Source organism: Francisella salina (assembly GCF_000219045.1).
GTDB classification, from domain to species: Bacteria; Pseudomonadota; Gammaproteobacteria; order Francisellales; family Francisellaceae; genus Francisella; species Francisella salimarina.
In genome coordinates this window covers 1,687,547-1,703,856 of sequence record NC_015696.1, presented here as the reverse complement: position 1 = coordinate 1,703,856, position 16,310 = coordinate 1,687,547, and the positions used below count along the sequence as shown (strand labels likewise).

The following is a 16,310-nucleotide window of genomic DNA, read 5'->3' as shown; positions in this document are numbered from 1 at the left end:
TATGTGAAGTTAATTTTCTTATATAATTCTAGGTGGGTATTATCTACTTTTTATTAACCAGGATAATTTTTTATATATGAAAACAAGTAAACTGCCAGTCTTAAATAATACAAATGCTCTAAATGCTTTGATTAGTGCTTTTGCTGAAGAGTTGATGAGTAAAGGGTTTGAAGGTGATATACATTCTGATTATGCTTCAAGAATATCATCATCAATGGATAACAGTGTATATCATGTTGTTCCTGAGCTTATTGTTTTTCCATATGGTAAGAATGATGTTAATAGAGTTTTTGCATTAGCGAGTAAGAAGGAGTATCAAGAAATTAAATTTGCTCCTCGTGGAGGGGGTACTGGTACTTCAGGGCACTCATTATGTGCTGGGGTCATCATAGATACTAGTCGATACATGAATAATATTCTAGAAGTAGATTTTGATAATGGATATGTTAAAGTTGAGCCAGGTGTTGTGCTTGACCAACTTAATGATACATTAACTGATTCAGAATATTTCTTTGCACCAAATTTATCACCTAGTAATAGAGCAACTTTAGGAGGTATGGTAAACACTGATGCGTGTGGTAAAGGTTCTAGAATTTATGGACGGACAAGTGCGCATGTCTTAGAGTTGGAGTGTACTTTAATAAATGGGCAGAAGTTATCTACTAAAAAAATTAAATTAAGTGATCTTAATGAAGATAAATTGAATGACATTGAGAAAAATATATACTCAATAGTTGTTGAACATATTATAGATAAGTACGAATTAATTGAGGAGAAATTTCCCAAGTTAAGTCGTTATTTAACAGGCTACAATCTTGCCAAAACCTATAACAAAGATGACAATACTGTCAATCTAAGCTACTTAATATCTGGTTCGGAGGGAACATTAGCTTTTGTCACGGAACTCAAACTTAAACTAACTAAAAAACCTAAATTTAAAGCACTGTTTGCGATTTCATACAATAGTTTTGATGATGCGTTGAGAGCTGCTAGAGATTTATTGTCATCTAAGCCATCAGCTATAGAGACCATAGACAATAATATAATTGAAATTGCAAAGGGCGATGAGATTTATCACAAGATAAAGTATATGCTTGAAAAGAATAACTCTATTAATGTGGCAGCAGTAAATTTAGTTGAATTTATTGCTGATAGTCAACATGAGTTAGATAATATGACCTCGCGTCTAGAAAGGCAATTACTAGAAAAACAATCAGTGTTTCATTTCACAGAAAGCCAAACTGATATGGATAGTCTTTGGGAGTTGAGAAAAAAAGGTGTAGGCTTACTTGGTGCAATGAAAGGAGATCGTAAACCAATACCTTTCATTGAAGATACAACAGTAGCTCCTGAAAAATTAGCAGACTATATCAAAGAGTTAACAGTGTTGCTAGACTCTTATGGTGTAAGATATGGGATGTTTGGTCATGTTGATGTAGGGTGTTTGCATGTAAGACCAGCACTAGATATGTCCTCAGCTGAAGATTCTCAGAAGGTTAAACAAATTACTCAAAAGGTTAGTGAACTTGTTAGAAAGTATGGTGGGGTTTTATGTGGTGAGCATGGTCACGGCTATCGAAGTGAATATATTAAAGAGTACTTTGGTCAAGAGCTTTATGACTCATTAGGACATATCAAAAAAGTATTTGACCCGCATAATCAACTTAATCCGGGTAAAATTACTGTTCCAACAGGTAGTAAGGATAAGCTTGTAAAAGTAGACGGGCCATTCAGAGGTTATTCAGATGAGCAAGTGCCTAAGGATATGCGCGAACAATTTTCTGGAGCATATAACTGTAATGGTAATTCGCAGTGTTTAAACTATAATTTAGATACTGTAATATGTCCATCAGCCAAAGCTAGTAGAAACTGGTTATATTCACCAAAAGGAAGATCAGCGATATTACGTGAGTGGCTTAATCAGCTTTCGGCAGCAGGATATTCAACAAAGGATAAAGTCTATAATACAGGTTTCGATAAAATAGAAGATTATCCTGATGATTTCTCTCATCAAGTTTATGACTCTTTGGATAAATGCTTAGGGTGTAAAGCTTGTGTGTCAGGTTGTCCTATAAAAGTTGATATCCCTACAATGAAATCGAAATTTTTATACCATTATCATTCTAAGTATAAGAGACCTGGTCTAGATTATTTCGTTAAATATAGTGAGTCACTGTTGAGAATCAACTTATATATGCCAAAAATATATAATGATATTTTTAATACTCAGTTTGTTAGAGCTGGATTGACTAATTTAGTTGGTTTTGCAGATACTCCAATCATCAGTTCGTTAAATTTAAGGTCAGAGCTCAAAAAAAGAGGCGCTCCAGAGTTTAATCTCGAAGAAATGAGAAGTTTGTCTACTGAACAGAAGAAAAAAGCTGTTTGTATCGTCCAAGATATATTTACATCACTGTATGATACTCATATAGTTCTGTCGTTGTATGATTTCTTGACAGCACTAGGCTTTAGAGTATATTTTGCTCCGTTTAGAGTTAATGGTAAGCCTTCTCATGTGAAGGGTTTTCTGAAGTATTTTAAAAAGCATGCTCTAAAAGCTACTAAACTATACAATCAAATAGCTGAAACTAAAGTCGAAATGATTGGGGTTGATCCTGCTATGACGCTGGTTTATAGAGATGAGTATAAACAAGCTTGTCGAGATAAAATAAGATTTAAAGTCAAACTGGTACAAGAATGGTTGATAACAAAACTTGATACTTTACCTACTATGCAAAAAATGTTAGATAAAGAGTTTAATCTTTTTAATCATTGTACAGAAAAGTCTTTATCTGTCGTATCAGTAGAACAGTGGCAAAAAATATTTAAGCATTTTGGTGTTGAGACAAAAGCAGTTAAAGTTGGATGTTGTGGCATGTCTGGTAGTTTTGGACATGAGACTAAACATATTGATGCTTCTAAACATATTTATAATTTGAGTTGGAAAGCTAAAATTAAAGAAAGTGGTATAAGATCTGTGATTGCCACAGGATTCTCCTGTAGGTGCCAAGTGAAACGTATGGAAGGACATACAATAAAACATCCTGTTGAGATATTGGAATTAAATAGAAAAAAACAGCATAAAGTGTTGACACATAAAATCTAGTCAGTATAATAAACATCAAATCTTTAGGGTTGTTAGCTCAGTCGGTAGAGCAGTTGGCTTTTAACCAATTGGTCACAGGTTCGAATCCTGTACAACCCACCATTTATTTTACCTCTTACTTCAATTTTTTTGTAGTTATGGGTTGTTAGCTCAGTCGGTAGAGCAGTTGGCTTTTAACCAATTGGTCACAGGTTCGAATCCTGTACAACCCACCATTTACCTAAAATATTTCATATAAAAAACTTAATAGGTAAATAATTATTTATTAATATTATTATTTTGGAAGTTCCAATATAATATTAATACTTTAAAAGTTAGAAAATTACTATGTCTAGTGTAAATTTAAAACACCCAAGAGCTTTACCTATTTGCTTTCTTACTGAAATGTGGGAAAGATTTGGTTATGCAATAATTGCAACAACAATGATTTTTATTTTGATCCAAAGGTTTGACTTAAATGATAGTAAAGCAAATATTATAGTTGGCTCATTTAGTGCAATGCTTTATATAACATCAGTATTAGCGGGGCAAGTTGCTGATAAGCTTATAGGGTATTATCGTAGTGTGCTTTTGGGAGGCGTCTTCTTAATAGCAGGCTATACATATCTTGTGTTTGCAAGTGACTTATTTACCTTTTGCATTGCCTTAGGGGCTGTCTGTAGTGGCACAGGTTTATTGAAAACGAATGTTGGTAGCTATTTAGGTCATAGTTATAAGCCTGAAGATAATCACCGTCAGAGCGGATTCACAATATTTTATGTCGGGATAAATATAGGAGGGTTGCTTGGTTTTTCAACAGCAGGTTATATATATAATTCCATGGGAGATATAGCAATATTTGTTTTAGCTGCGATAATGATTTTGATAGGAACTTTAACTTTTTATTTAGGATTCAAAAAATTAAGTTTGGAATTGTATAGAGAAAGTGTCAGCGTTTTTCAATGGATTCTTGCTATAGCTATATCGATTGGTGGAGGGTTAGCAAGTGTAATTGTTATATACAACCCTAGTATTTCTAATTTGTTCTTAATTTTAATTATCATATTTAGTTTATTTGTTATATTTAAGGGTGCTAAAGATCCAAAAGATTTGAAGAAGGCATTATCCTACCTAATATTTTTGATAGTTGCTGTAGCATTCTGGGCGTTATATAACCAAATATTTATGTCGTTAAATCTGTTTATAGATAGAGTTGTTGATCATAGAATTTTTGGAGTTAATATTCCAACTCAGTCATTTCTGATATTTAATACTTCGACAGTATTAGGAGGAGGTGTTTTATTAGGACTTTTATGGAAAAAATATAATTTATTAGACACCTATAAGTATTTAATAGGGATGTTTATATTAATCTTTATGTATGTGACTGTCGCAGTAGGAATTCATCTATCTGGAGTAGATACACAAAGCCTAGTAAGTGGTTATTGGGTTGCTTTATGCTATATCTGTCTTGGTTTTGCAGAGCTCTTTGTATCAGCAATAGGATTGTCTTTAGCAACTAGACTGGCTCCACGTGGACAGATAGGTGCTTATATGGGATTATGGCTAGTAAATATTGGTATTGGTGGATTTGTAGCAGGTATTATTGCAAATTTTGCAGCCATATCTGATAACAATATAAATAATATTATTGAACTTAAACATGTATATTTACATGGTTTTAATATCTATATCAGTATTGCTGTGATTGCATTTGTTATAACCATTGTAGCAACCTTTTTTATCAAAAAACTACTTGGTGATGATGCTTAAACTATAAGGAAAACATATATGGAAGTAATTCTTTAATATTTGTTTGTTTTATATCTGTTTTTTTGATGTTAGATAATATAATTGGACACTCAAGATCTAGAAGCTCAGACATAACTTGTCGGCAAGCTCCACATGGAGAAACTCCTTCCGGAGTGTCAGCAACTACTGCGAGTTTTTTGATATCTTCTTTACGATAGCCTTGTGCATAAGCATAGAATAATACTGTTCTTTCAGCACAGTTGCATAGTCCATAAGAAGCATTTTCTACATTAGCACCTTTTAAAATAGAGCCATCTTTCATTAATAGTGCAGCACCAACATTAAACTTAGAATATGGAGTATAAGCATTCTCAGCTGCTTGTATAGCTGCATCAATTAGTTTGTTGTTAATATCATTGCTCATTAGTGTTTATTTTTCCTTAGTTTTCAAAATTATTCTCAATTGAGTGTTTTATGATTGATATTATGTTTTGCATACCTTCATCATATCTGCTTTTATTGACTGATTCTGAAGTTGTTCTCTTTGCTAGAACTGTACATATACAGCTGGCTTGCAAGCCAAAAGTGGCACATACTGTAAGCAAAGCAGAAGACTCCATTTCTAGATTAAGAACGTTTAATTTTCTCCATTCATCTAGAGATTCTCTAAAATGTTTTCTTACATAACCGCTATAGCTATCTCTTCTTTCTTGGCCTGGGTAAAAGGTGTCAGAAGATCCTGTAATTCCACAGTGAATATTTATATCTAATGATTTTGCTGAGTTGTATAAAGAACTATTTAACTTAAAGTCAGCAACCGCAGGATACTCTATTGGTGCATAATGATATGAAGTTCCATCTAGACGAACAGAAGCAGTGGTTAATATCAAATCACCAAAATCAATATTTTCTTGAATAGCACCACATGTTCCCACACGTATTAGTTTTTTGATTCCTATCATAGCTAGTTCTTCGATACATATTGCTGTTGAAGGACCACCCATACCTGTTGATATGATGACAGTATTTCTGCCAGCTACTTTAGCCAAATACGATGTATATTCTCTATTAGTAGCAAGAAACTTAGCATTTTTATCTAACATCCTTGCTAAAGGCTCTGACCTTTTAGGATCTCCAGGAAGAATTGCGATTTCTGCACTATTTATCATCTCTTCACTTAATCCTATGTGATAAAGCACTTCGTCTCTAGCCACGCGTTTATTAGCTATATTTATATTACTCATAACTTTAAATATTCAGATTTACTCATATAAACATTCTACTCTTAATAATTTTAAATAGAATATATTAAGCAATTTTTTTATAATACTGCAAAAAGTAAATTTATAAATTATCATGAAGCAACAGTACGCGAATTTTGCAACCATTGAGAATTTTTTGTTATGTGAAACGCCTGATCAATGGATACAGAAAGCATTAGTAAATATAGAGCTTATGCTTGTAGATCATGCTCACTGTGAGATGAAAGCAGCATCTTCAGCTATGACATATATTTATAGACACCCTGACAAATATGAACTGGTAACTAGAATGTCTAAGATCGCTAGAGAAGAATTGGTACACTTTGAGCAGGTGTTGCGTATTATGAAAAAGCGAGATATTCAATACAAAGCCATATCAGCATCTAGATATGCTAGTCAATTAATCAAGGCCGCTAGGACAGATAAAGAAGGACGCTTTATTGATGCTTTGATAATTGGGGCATATATAGAAGCTCGTTCTTGCGAAAGGTTTGCAAAAGTTGCTCCATATTTAGATTCTGAGTTACAGAAGTTTTATAGTGGATTATTAGAGTCAGAAAAAAGACATTTTACGATATATCTGCATTTTGCAGAAAAATATTCTTCTACAGATATTGGCGAAGATATCAAAAGAATAGGTGAAATAGAAAAGGATCTTATATTATCTTCAGATTCAGAGTTTAGATTTCATAGCGGTATCTAGGTATAGATTATTAACTTTACTAGATTATCGGTAATTTCCATTTATATATTATTGACATAATTCTTATTGTCAGACCAAAACCTATAATTATTGCAGCACTTATATATAGGTTTACATTTAGGTATATGAAAATAATGTTCATTCCTCCTACAACTGCTGCTACTGAAGCGTATAGCTCTGCTGTAAAAGCAACTGGGATATCATTACAGATCATATCACGCATGATACCTCCAGCAACGCCGTTAAGTATAGCTATAACAACACCAACTATAAAAACACTAAAGAACTGCATATTAAATACTTCAGTACAAATCTGGTGTGCAATGCTACTACCTATGTAAGCAAAAGCAATAAGACCAATTGAATCTAATATCAAAAATATTTTATAGAACTTATTAATGTATTTTTGTGTAAAGATAGCAATAATTGAGAAAAATAAACATATAACAATGTAATAAGGGTGGAGGATAATCGTTACAGGAAGATTACCTAAGATTAGGTCTCTGACTACACCGCCACCTAAAGCAGTTGTTAAAGCGATTGCTACAACTCCAAAAGCATCCATATTTCTTCGAGACGAAGATATAACACCTGTCATACTTTCAGCAATTATTCCTATAAGAAACATCACTGTAAAAATATAAGGTCCTGATATTCCAACGTGATACATGATTCATTTCCTGAAGCTAGAGTTGGCATATATTTTAGAGATTATTTTTAGAATTTAAATGGTTTTTTGTTATTAGGTTGGTATAACTTATTTTTATTTCTTCTATGGACAGGTTTGAGCTAAGAGCATAAATATAAGTTACAAGAGAAAATATAAAAATTAGTAATAAAGTTAAGACTAAAGAAAAATATTCTGGGTAGGTGTTATAGCAAAAAGATATAATAGTTATGCATATAATATGTAGAAAGAACCATAAACTCTTTAGAAAATGAAGCTTATGACTTTTTACTCGGGTTTTTTCTATTATGATAAATATAGTGCTACAAATAATTGCAAAGATAACAATATTAACAATGGTATTCCAGCCACTAAAGAAGATAATAATACTAGAGAAATAGAATGATAAGAAGCAAGTGACATCTGCAGCTTTTAGTTTGTATGCTCTATTTACATCTGGTATTGATTTTCTAAGGTTCATAGTGGCTAGTGGGCCAATTAGGTATGTAATAGCCATAAGTGCTGCAATAAATGTAGATACTTCTGCCCAGTTGTCAAATATAAAGAAAATAAATAAAGAAATGATAAAGCTAATTAACATATAGGTTTTCATGCCTTTTCTATTTTTTGTGGCATCTTGCAGTAAGATATTTTCTGTTATTAGGACATTCAATGACTCGACAGAAACTCGTAGATACATAACACCACATATAAATGGAAATGTTAGAGCTGAAAAATATAAGATAGTACTTAGGAGTCTTGAACCTATATTTGAAGCAACTACACCAAATGCTCCAAGCTCATTTGTTCCAACGTAGACATTATCAAAATTCTTAGCAGAGTAGAAGTAAGCGATTTGCACTAGAAGGAAAATTATTAAAGATATTAAAATCACTAGAATTATTGATAATGGAATGGTGCTTTTGGGGTTATGGGCTTCGCCAGCTATTTCTATAATCGTTTTAAAACCAATAAATGAGAATGCAATACCACCCATTGTGATAGCTGTGAAAATCTCTGACCATTTCCAAGTTAGTATATGTGGTGAGCTATCGCCGACATAGTGTGTAGCTTGTTCTGGAGTACTAAGGCAAAAAATCACTATAAATAAAGCCACAAATATTGGGATGATAATTTTTAGTATAGTGAAATAGCTGTTTATACGAGATATCAAGCTTATTGATAAGAAGTTTAGTAAACAGGAAAGTGCCACAATAATTATACCTGCTATCATGTGATGAATTTGATTTTTTAGCAGTGTTGGGAAATATACCGCTAAATATTGAATAATAGCATGGCTTTCTATGGGAACAAACATCATATAAGAAAGCCAAGTAAATACTGCAAATATAAATCCAGTCATAGGACCATATATAATGGTTGGAACTTTTGATGAAGCACCATTCGTTGAGAAAAGTGTACTAAACTCCATAAAGGATAGAGCAATTACAAAAGTGATTATTGCTGCAATAATCCAAGAAACTATAGATGCATAACCTGCTATTTTTGTACTATATTCGGCAGTAAATAGCCAGCTTGAGCCTATTAAAGAAGTAATCCCTATACCGATTAAACTAATCAAACTAATACTTTTTTGCATATAAATATAAAACCTCAAATTTGTTATGCAGTTATCAAAATATCTAACATAATAAGTATTTATTTAAAGATTATGGTTTATTCGTAAGTTTAAAGATAATTAATTTTTTAAATACGGGCTATTAGAAAAATCAATTTGCTTTATGCCTACTCCTAAGTGATTATGAAATAAAACTGATTTATTATTTGCTTTCTTTTAAGTATCTAATGCAGATAAGTTTCAGTAACAAAACATTTTATTTAAACATTATAAGAAAAATTAAAACTAAGAGGAAAGTATGATGAAATATCAAGCAAATAATTTTATAAATGGTCAACAAGTTAAGCCAACAGGAACTATAGTTATTGATATAGATAATCCTCAAACTGGTGAAGTAATTGCCAAGATGACTTGTTCATCTGTTGAAGATTTAAACAATGCTGTGAATATAGCTAAAGAGGCTCAAGAAGCTTGGGGAAACACTACGTTTAAGACAAGAGCTCAGGTATTTTTTAAATACAGACAGCTTTTGGAAGAAAATTTTGAAGCACTAGCAAAGCTTTGTGCTGAAGAGAATGGTAAAACAGTTGCAGAAGGTGCTGCAGAAATAGCAAAAGCTATGGAGCTTTGTGAGCTTGCAGTATCTATCCCTCAAACGCTAGGTGATAGAAGACAAGTTATTAGTACAGGTATCGAATGTAAAGAGCAAAGAACTCCTTTAGGTGTTGTTGCAAGTATTGTACCATTAAACTTTCCGGTTATGGTTCCTCATTGGACTATTCCAATGGCTCTAGTTTTAGGTAATGCAATGATTGTTAAACCTTCTGAAAGAGTACCATTATCTTGTATAAGAGCTGCTGAACTATTAAAGCAAGCTGGTTTACCTGATGGTGTGTTTAATATTGTTCAAGGTGATAGAGATATTGTAGAGGGTATTTGTGATCACGCAGATATTAAAGCAGTATCATTTGTTGGATCTAGTCCTGTAGCGAAGATCGTATATGAGAGATCAGCTAAGTCAGGCAAAAGATGTATTGCTTTGGGAGGTGCTAAAAACAATTTATTGTTATTACCAGATGCTGATCCTGATATGGCATCAAGCGATATTGTGGCATCTTTCACGGGATGTGCAGGTCAAAGGTGTATGGCAGCATCATTACTAATAGCAGTTGGTGATGTTGATCATATTATTGAAAAAGTTGTGGAGAAAGCTAAGGATGTACAAGTTGGTGTAAATCTTGGTGCAATCATAACAAAAGAATCTAAAGATAGAATAGAAAACTACATTACTAAAGCAAAAGATGCTGGATGTAAGATTTTACTAGATGGTAGAAATGCTGTAGTTGAAGGTAAAGAGGGTGGTTACTATGTGAACCCGACTATTATCGATGGTGCAGAGTTTGGTCAGCCATGGTCTTGTGATGAGATTTTTGGTCCAGTTGTAACTATTATTAGAGTTAAAAATATTGAAGAGGCTATCAAGATTCAAAACTCATCTATATATGGGAATGGTGCATCTGTCTATACTCAAGATGGTGAAGCTGCGACTTATGTTATTGATAGGTTAACAGCTGGTATGTGTGGTGTGAATATTGGTGTACCAGTTCCGAGAGAACCATTTGGATTTGGTGGTTGGAAAGACTCTAAATTTGGTGTTTCTGATATTACAGGATCTCAACCGGTAGATTTCTGGACTCAAACTAAGAAAATTACAACAAAATGGAATGCTAAGCATAAGAAAGATTGGATGAGCTAATATTTACTTAGGCTAATGTATTTAAACAAAAATTATATTGTATTTTTTAGGAGAGAGATATGAGTGTTAGAGAACAAATTAAACAGAATAATATTGATCATAATGTTTTTACTTGGGTGAAACAAGGTGGTTTAAATCCTGCATGTATCGAAAGGGGAGAAGGTTCTTTCATATATGATTATGATGGTAAAAAGATTTTAGACTTTACGGCTGGTTTAATTAGCGTAAACCTTGGTCATGGTAATGAAGCTGTGATTAATGCTGTAACAGAGCAAATGAAGGCAATTGCTTTTCCTGCACCTGTTCATGCTACTAAAGTTAAAGGTGAGTTAGCAAAAAAACTAGCAGAGCTTTTACCAGGTGATTTGAATAAAGCCTACTTTACACTGTGTGGAGCTAGTGCAAATGAAGCTGCAATCAAGGCTGCTAGAGCATATTCAGGTAAACAGAAAATACTAACAAGGTATAGATCTTTTCATGGTGGTAGTTATGCTACTATGACATTAGGCGGTGATCCTAGAAAACTTCCTCATGATGCAGATGGTATACCTGGTGTTGTTCATTTTGAAATACCATCTACTTATGATGGCATCTATAATGAAAACCCTAAGAAACAAACAGAAGAAGCTTTAAAGCACTTAGAAAGAGTAATTAATTACGAAGCTGCTGAAAATGTTGCTGCGATTATGCTCGAAGGTGTAAGTGGTACATCTGGTTGCTATTTATATCCAGAAGGCTACATGGAAGGTGTAAGAGAGTTATGTGATAAGTACGGTATTTTACTAATCGTTGATGAAGTAATGAGTGGCTTCTGCCGTACTGGCAAATGGTTTGGTTTTATGAACTATGATATCGTGCCAGATATCGTAACCATGGCAAAAGGTATTACATCATCATATTTACCATTAGGCTGTTGTATGCTTTCTGAAAAGATTATGGCTAAATTTCAAGAAACAGCTTTTGTACTAGGTGCTACATATAGTGGTCATCCAGTATCTTGTGCAGCGGGTCTTGCGACTATTAATGAATATGAAAGACTAAATATACTTGATAATGTAAATAAAATGTCTGCATACTTCGGTGAAAAAGCAGAGGAGCTAAAAGTTAAGCATAAATGTATTGGTGATTATAGGTCAAAAGGTCTATTAGGTTGTTTTGAGCTTGTCAAAAATAGAGAAACAAAAGAACCATTAGTTCCTTATAATGCTAAAGATGTTAGTATTACAACTAAGATTGCAGGTAAATTCAAAGAGCTAGGTTTACACTCTTTTGTAAGATGGAATCATATATTTGTTGGGCCGCCACTAACAATTAGTAAGGAAGAACTGGATATAGCTGTGACTGTTCTTGATGAAGTATTTACTTTAGCTGATACTTTCTGTGACTAGACTAGTATTCTTGTTTCTGCAACCAATCACAAAATAGTTTAACAATTTTCGTGTGGTGCTTATTTTTCTTCAATATAATTCGATGATTTCTTGTCATTACAATATTTTTTACATTAATAACCTTTAGTGAGTTATTGTCTATCTCACTAAGGCTTACATTAGGTACAGTTGCAAGAAAATCGCTGTTTGCGACATATACTTTAACAGCTTCAATATTCGGTAGATAGAAATCATCATCAATGAAAGAGTTTGTACTTTCTTTTATCATGTCACCATTTTTTGTAAAAACTATATCTCCTAGAACAATGTTCTCTTTAACATCGTAGTCACCAGCCCATTTCCTCATGATATTTGAGTTTTTATCTATCTTGGTTATAAGAATATCTCGCGTTGTAAAAGTGTCATGATAATATGCCCATTTATATCCAAAAACATCATCAATGTTAACAGAGTCATACTTTGCAAGTGGGTGGTTTTTATTGCAGATTATTTTGAGTTCAGACTTTTTTATAATGATTTCTTCTGATTTCATTTCATGTAAAAGAACACGTCCCTCGACAAAGCCTATTTCACATATTTCATTTTCAATATTAGCGAAAGTTTTATCAAGGTTATCACTAATAATATTAATCTTTATGTTTGGGTATTCTGTCTGGAATTTATAAAGTAGTTTTGGCAGTACATAAGTTGCTATCACAGAGTTTGCAGCTACAGAAATGTCACCTTGTAGGTTTTCATTGGATTTATTAAATAATTCAAACTCATTTGATTTTTCTATGATTTCAATAGCTTTCTTAAATAGGGCTTTACCGTCACTATTTAGGCTTAGACCATTTTTATTACGGTCAAAAAGCTTTATTTCAAGGATTTTTTCTAACTGACCTAAACTAATACTAGCTGCAGATTGTGATATAAAACATGACTTGGCACCTTCGCTGATAGATTCAGCTTTTGCGACTTCAATAAAAACTTTCAGATGTTTGAGAGTTATACGCATAATGGAGGATAAGTACTACTAAAAATATATTCACAAATTGTAGCATAATTGAGCTATTTAAAAGTCTAAATATATAAAGACTTATTTTTTACGTAGAAGTTTGGCGGATAGAGTACTTGTGGTTTTTTCTTTTAATATATCAAAACCATCAAGTTTATATGTAGCTGTTTTTTCAGTTTCTACATAAATCAATGTTTCATTAGGAATATTTTGATTTTTTAATATTGACTCTAGAGCTTTTGGAGTAATGTTTTTATTGAATGGAGGGTCTAAAAATATAATTAGCCTAGAATTGCAAGGATCAAAATTTGCAAGGGCTTTTATGCTATCGGTTTTATATATTTCATAATTCTGTATTTCTAATGTATTAATATTTTCTTTGATTTGCTGCAAAGCTTTAAAATTAAGTTCATAGAATATGGCTTTTGAAGCACCTCTTGATATGCTTTCTATACCTAGGCTGCCACTACCAGCAAAAGCATCAATGCAAATGCTATCATGTATATATGGAGCTAACCAATTAAAGATAGTTTCTTTAAGCTGATCAGAAGTTGGACGTAAGCCATTCACATTGGGAAATTTTAGTCTTCGATTTTTGTATTTTCCAGATATTATACGAATAGTATTTGTCTTCACTTATTCGATATCTCCAACCATTACTGTGATTATGTTATTTTCTTGTATAGCTTGGTAAGCATCGTAAATTTGTGTAGCAGTAACATTATTGATATGCTCAACATAAGTATCAAAAAAATCTAAAGGCAGATTTTTATTTGCGATTGAAGATAGCATATTTAGCTTAGAGCTATTTTTTACACAGCTTAATAAATGTGTGCCTTCAATATGCTTTTTAGAGTTTGTTAGAGTTTGTTCATCTATAGTAGAGTTGATGAAATTACTATAGACACTATTTATAGTTTCTAAGGCAAGATTTGGATTGCTTGTTTGAGCAGATATTACAAAGCTACCATAATCAGGATTAATATTAGCTGTGCTTGAGATATTATAAACTAATCCAAGCTCTTCACGAACTTTATTGAAAAGCAAAGAGTTTAAACCGCCGCCACCAAGTATCTCATTTCCTAGTTTTAGAGGGAAGTATAATGGATCGTTAATTTCGAGTAATAATTGATGACCAACTAGTATTGCAGTTTGTTTACTTGGAAATTTGTTTTTAACTATTTCGATATTGTTTTTTTGTTGAGCAAATTTTTGCGTATTTTTTTTACCTTTTGGTAGAAGGCTAATTATTTTTTGAGAAATACTTTCAGCCTGAGATTTATCTATAGCACCAACTACACAAATATTAGCATTATTCGCACAAATATTTTCACCAAAGAAATCTTGAATATCTTTTTGAGATATTTTTTTGATAGTTTCTTTGTAGCCAATTGTTGGCTTACTATAAGGGTTATTTGCAAAAATATGCTTTGAAAATTCAAGTGATGCTAGGTAATTGGGCTGTTGATATAAATAGTCAATATGAGTAAGAGTCTGAATTTTTTCTCTTTCTAATATATCAGGATCAAAGTCTGGAATAGTAAAAACTTCTTCTAATATATTAATAGTATTGCTAATAATATTATTATCATTTAACAAGCGAATTTTTATATTAAAAAATTCTTTAGTAGTTTCTGAATGTATAGATATTCCATTATCAGTTATTTTATTTATAAGTTCTTGCTCATTAGATTTCTTAGTCTTTGTAGCAAACATTCCTACTGCCAAATCAGCTAAACCATTCAATTCACCATCAAATGCAGATCCAGCTCTAAAGTTAAGCTGTATATCAATCATTGGTAAACTTGGAGATTCTTGGAAATATATTGTTGTATTATTTATATCAAATTTATGGATCATAATTTTTAATCCTTTAATAAGTGAAGAGATGTAAGGTTTGATTTGTCAAAATATCTGTCTAGTACACGGTTAACATCACTAGTTGAAACATCATAAAGTTTCTCAAGATACTTATAGTAGTCAACATCTAGATTTATACTGGCAAGAGAACCTATTAAATTTGCTTGAGTTTCAAGAGAATCCATAGCAAACACTTTATCAGCTTTTATAGTTACTTTTGCTCTATCAAGTTGCTCTTGGGTTATACCATTGCTTTTTAGCTTTATAATTGAATTCTCTATTTCATTTTGGATTTCATCTAAGCTTTGGTTGTGGTTTGCTATAGCTGTAATCATAAAAAGATCCTCACCTTTTATGAAGGGAGAGTATTCGCTATCAATATGACAACATAGATTTTTATCTCTAACAAGCTCTTGTTGTAATACTGATGCATCAGCACTACCAATAATATTATTTAGGATCATTAAGGCAAAAGGATCATTATCATGATAATCAGTTGTTAGCGAGGGTGTTATGTATCCTAATATCGCAGCATCTGTATCATTTGGTGATTTCTGTACTTTTGAGTGTCTATAGCCAATATTTATTAAGCTTGGCTCTTTTTCTATATTAATTAATTTAGATTTAGGAATACCGCCGAAGTAATCCTTTATCATAGGTGTAGCCGATGATTCATCAATATCACCTACAAGAACAATACTAGCGTTATTTGGGGCGTAATTTTGTTGATACCACTTTTTTAGATCATTAAGAGTGTAATTTTCAATATCTTCACGCCAACCAATTATTGGAGTGTGTCGTGAATTATTTTGATATGCAAGTCTCATAAATTGTTCAAAGGCGTAGCTAAATGCTTTGTCATCCACACGTAGATTTCTTTCTTCGAGTACAACTTTTCTTTCAGGGATAAATTCATTTTCATCAAAGAGTAGGTTAGACATTCTTGATGACTCAATAGATAGGCTTAGTTCTAGATTTTTTTTATGCCAAAATTGGTAGTAAGCAGTATAATCAAAACCTGTGAATGCATTTTGTACACCTCCATTATTCTCCACTATACTATTAAGCTCATCTTTGGAGTATTTGTTAGTACCTTTAAACATCATGTGTTCAAGCATATGAGATATGCCAGTTAGTTTAGTGGGTTCGTATGTAGAACCTACTTTATACCAAATCTGTGCAAGAGTGACGGGAGCTCTCAAATCTTTTTTAATGTATATATTTAAATCATTGTTTAAGGAATATTTGTTAATGCTCATAT

13 protein-coding genes and 2 tRNA genes are annotated in these 16,310 nt (G+C 32.4%); 7 read left to right on the top strand and 8 right to left on the bottom strand.

Annotated features, from left to right (window positions below):
* Positions 1-76 precede the first annotated feature (76 nt).
* The 4 genes from F7308_RS08360 to F7308_RS08345 all read left to right on the top strand — a co-directional run bounded on the left by F7308_RS08360 (position 77) and on the right by F7308_RS08345 (position 4,858).
* Positions 77-3,106, top strand: coding sequence for an FAD-binding and (Fe-S)-binding domain-containing protein (locus tag F7308_RS08360; RefSeq protein WP_013923430.1), 3,030 nt, complete (start codon positions 77-79; stop codon positions 3,104-3,106).
* Between the two features lie 26 nt (positions 3,107-3,132).
* Positions 3,133-3,208: transfer RNA gene (locus F7308_RS08355), tRNA-Lys, on the top strand.
* Between the two features lie 37 nt (positions 3,209-3,245).
* Positions 3,246-3,321 (top strand) — tRNA-Lys (locus F7308_RS08350).
* Positions 3,322-3,433: 112 nt separating this feature from the next.
* On the top strand, positions 3,434-4,858 hold the full coding sequence (locus F7308_RS08345; protein ID WP_041263807.1) for a peptide MFS transporter: 1,425 nt from the start codon (positions 3,434-3,436) through the stop codon (positions 4,856-4,858).
* A gap of 1 nt (position 4,859) precedes the next feature.
* Here the strand turns inward: F7308_RS08345 and cdd are convergent, their stop codons facing one another.
* Positions 4,860-5,261, bottom strand: a complete 402-nt coding sequence (cdd, locus tag F7308_RS08340) for a cytidine deaminase (RefSeq protein ID WP_013923428.1) — start codon at positions 5,259-5,261, stop codon at positions 4,860-4,862.
* Positions 5,262-5,277: 16 nt separating this feature from the next.
* On the bottom strand, positions 5,278-6,081 hold the full coding sequence (gene udp / locus F7308_RS08335; RefSeq protein ID WP_041263805.1) for a uridine phosphorylase: 804 nt from the start codon (positions 6,079-6,081) through the stop codon (positions 5,278-5,280).
* Positions 6,082-6,190: 109 nt separating this feature from the next.
* On the opposite strand from udp, the gene miaE reads away from it, so the two are divergent.
* Entirely contained in the window at positions 6,191-6,802 is a 612-nt protein-coding gene (gene miaE / locus F7308_RS08330) for a tRNA-(ms[2]io[6]A)-hydroxylase (protein WP_198006064.1), read from the top strand.
* A gap of 19 nt (positions 6,803-6,821) precedes the next feature.
* Here miaE and F7308_RS08325 read toward each other — a convergent pair whose 3' ends face one another.
* Positions 6,822-7,472: a trimeric intracellular cation channel family protein gene (locus F7308_RS08325; protein ID WP_013923425.1), complete on the bottom strand. Its 651-nt coding sequence runs from the start codon at positions 7,470-7,472 to the stop codon at positions 6,822-6,824.
* 34 nt (positions 7,473-7,506) lie between these two features.
* Positions 7,507-9,069, bottom strand: coding sequence for an APC family permease (locus F7308_RS08320; RefSeq protein ID WP_041263803.1), 1,563 nt, complete (start codon positions 9,067-9,069; stop codon positions 7,507-7,509).
* Positions 9,070-9,346: 277 nt separating this feature from the next.
* Between F7308_RS08320 and F7308_RS08315 the strand changes: the two genes are divergently transcribed.
* Positions 9,347-10,804 (top strand): CoA-acylating methylmalonate-semialdehyde dehydrogenase, encoded by a 1,458-nt coding sequence (locus F7308_RS08315; RefSeq protein WP_198006046.1) that lies wholly within the window; start codon positions 9,347-9,349, stop codon positions 10,802-10,804.
* Positions 10,805-10,863: 59 nt separating this feature from the next.
* Positions 10,864-12,192, top strand: coding sequence for an aminotransferase class III-fold pyridoxal phosphate-dependent enzyme (locus tag F7308_RS08310; protein ID WP_013923421.1), 1,329 nt, complete (start codon positions 10,864-10,866; stop codon positions 12,190-12,192).
* A 1-nt stretch (position 12,193) separates the two neighbouring features.
* Here the strand turns inward: F7308_RS08310 and F7308_RS08305 are convergent, their stop codons facing one another.
* The 4 genes from F7308_RS08305 to F7308_RS08290 all read right to left on the bottom strand — a co-directional run bounded on the left by F7308_RS08305 (position 12,194) and on the right by F7308_RS08290 (position 16,308).
* Positions 12,194-13,189, bottom strand: coding sequence for a LysR family transcriptional regulator (locus tag F7308_RS08305; RefSeq protein WP_013923420.1), 996 nt, complete (start codon positions 13,187-13,189; stop codon positions 12,194-12,196).
* Positions 13,190-13,270: 81 nt separating this feature from the next.
* Entirely contained in the window at positions 13,271-13,825 is a 555-nt protein-coding gene (gene rsmD, locus F7308_RS08300; protein WP_013923419.1) for a 16S rRNA (guanine(966)-N(2))-methyltransferase RsmD, read from the bottom strand.
* The gene (locus tag F7308_RS08295) at positions 13,826-15,049 is read right to left on the bottom strand and encodes a M16 family metallopeptidase (protein ID WP_013923418.1); all 1,224 of its coding nucleotides are present in this window, start codon (positions 15,047-15,049) and stop codon (positions 13,826-13,828) included.
* Positions 15,050-15,054: 5 nt separating this feature from the next.
* Complete coding sequence (locus F7308_RS08290; protein WP_041263802.1) at positions 15,055-16,308, bottom strand: M16 family metallopeptidase; 1,254 nt, start codon at positions 16,306-16,308, stop codon at positions 15,055-15,057.
* Between the last annotated feature and the right edge of the window lie 2 nt (positions 16,309-16,310).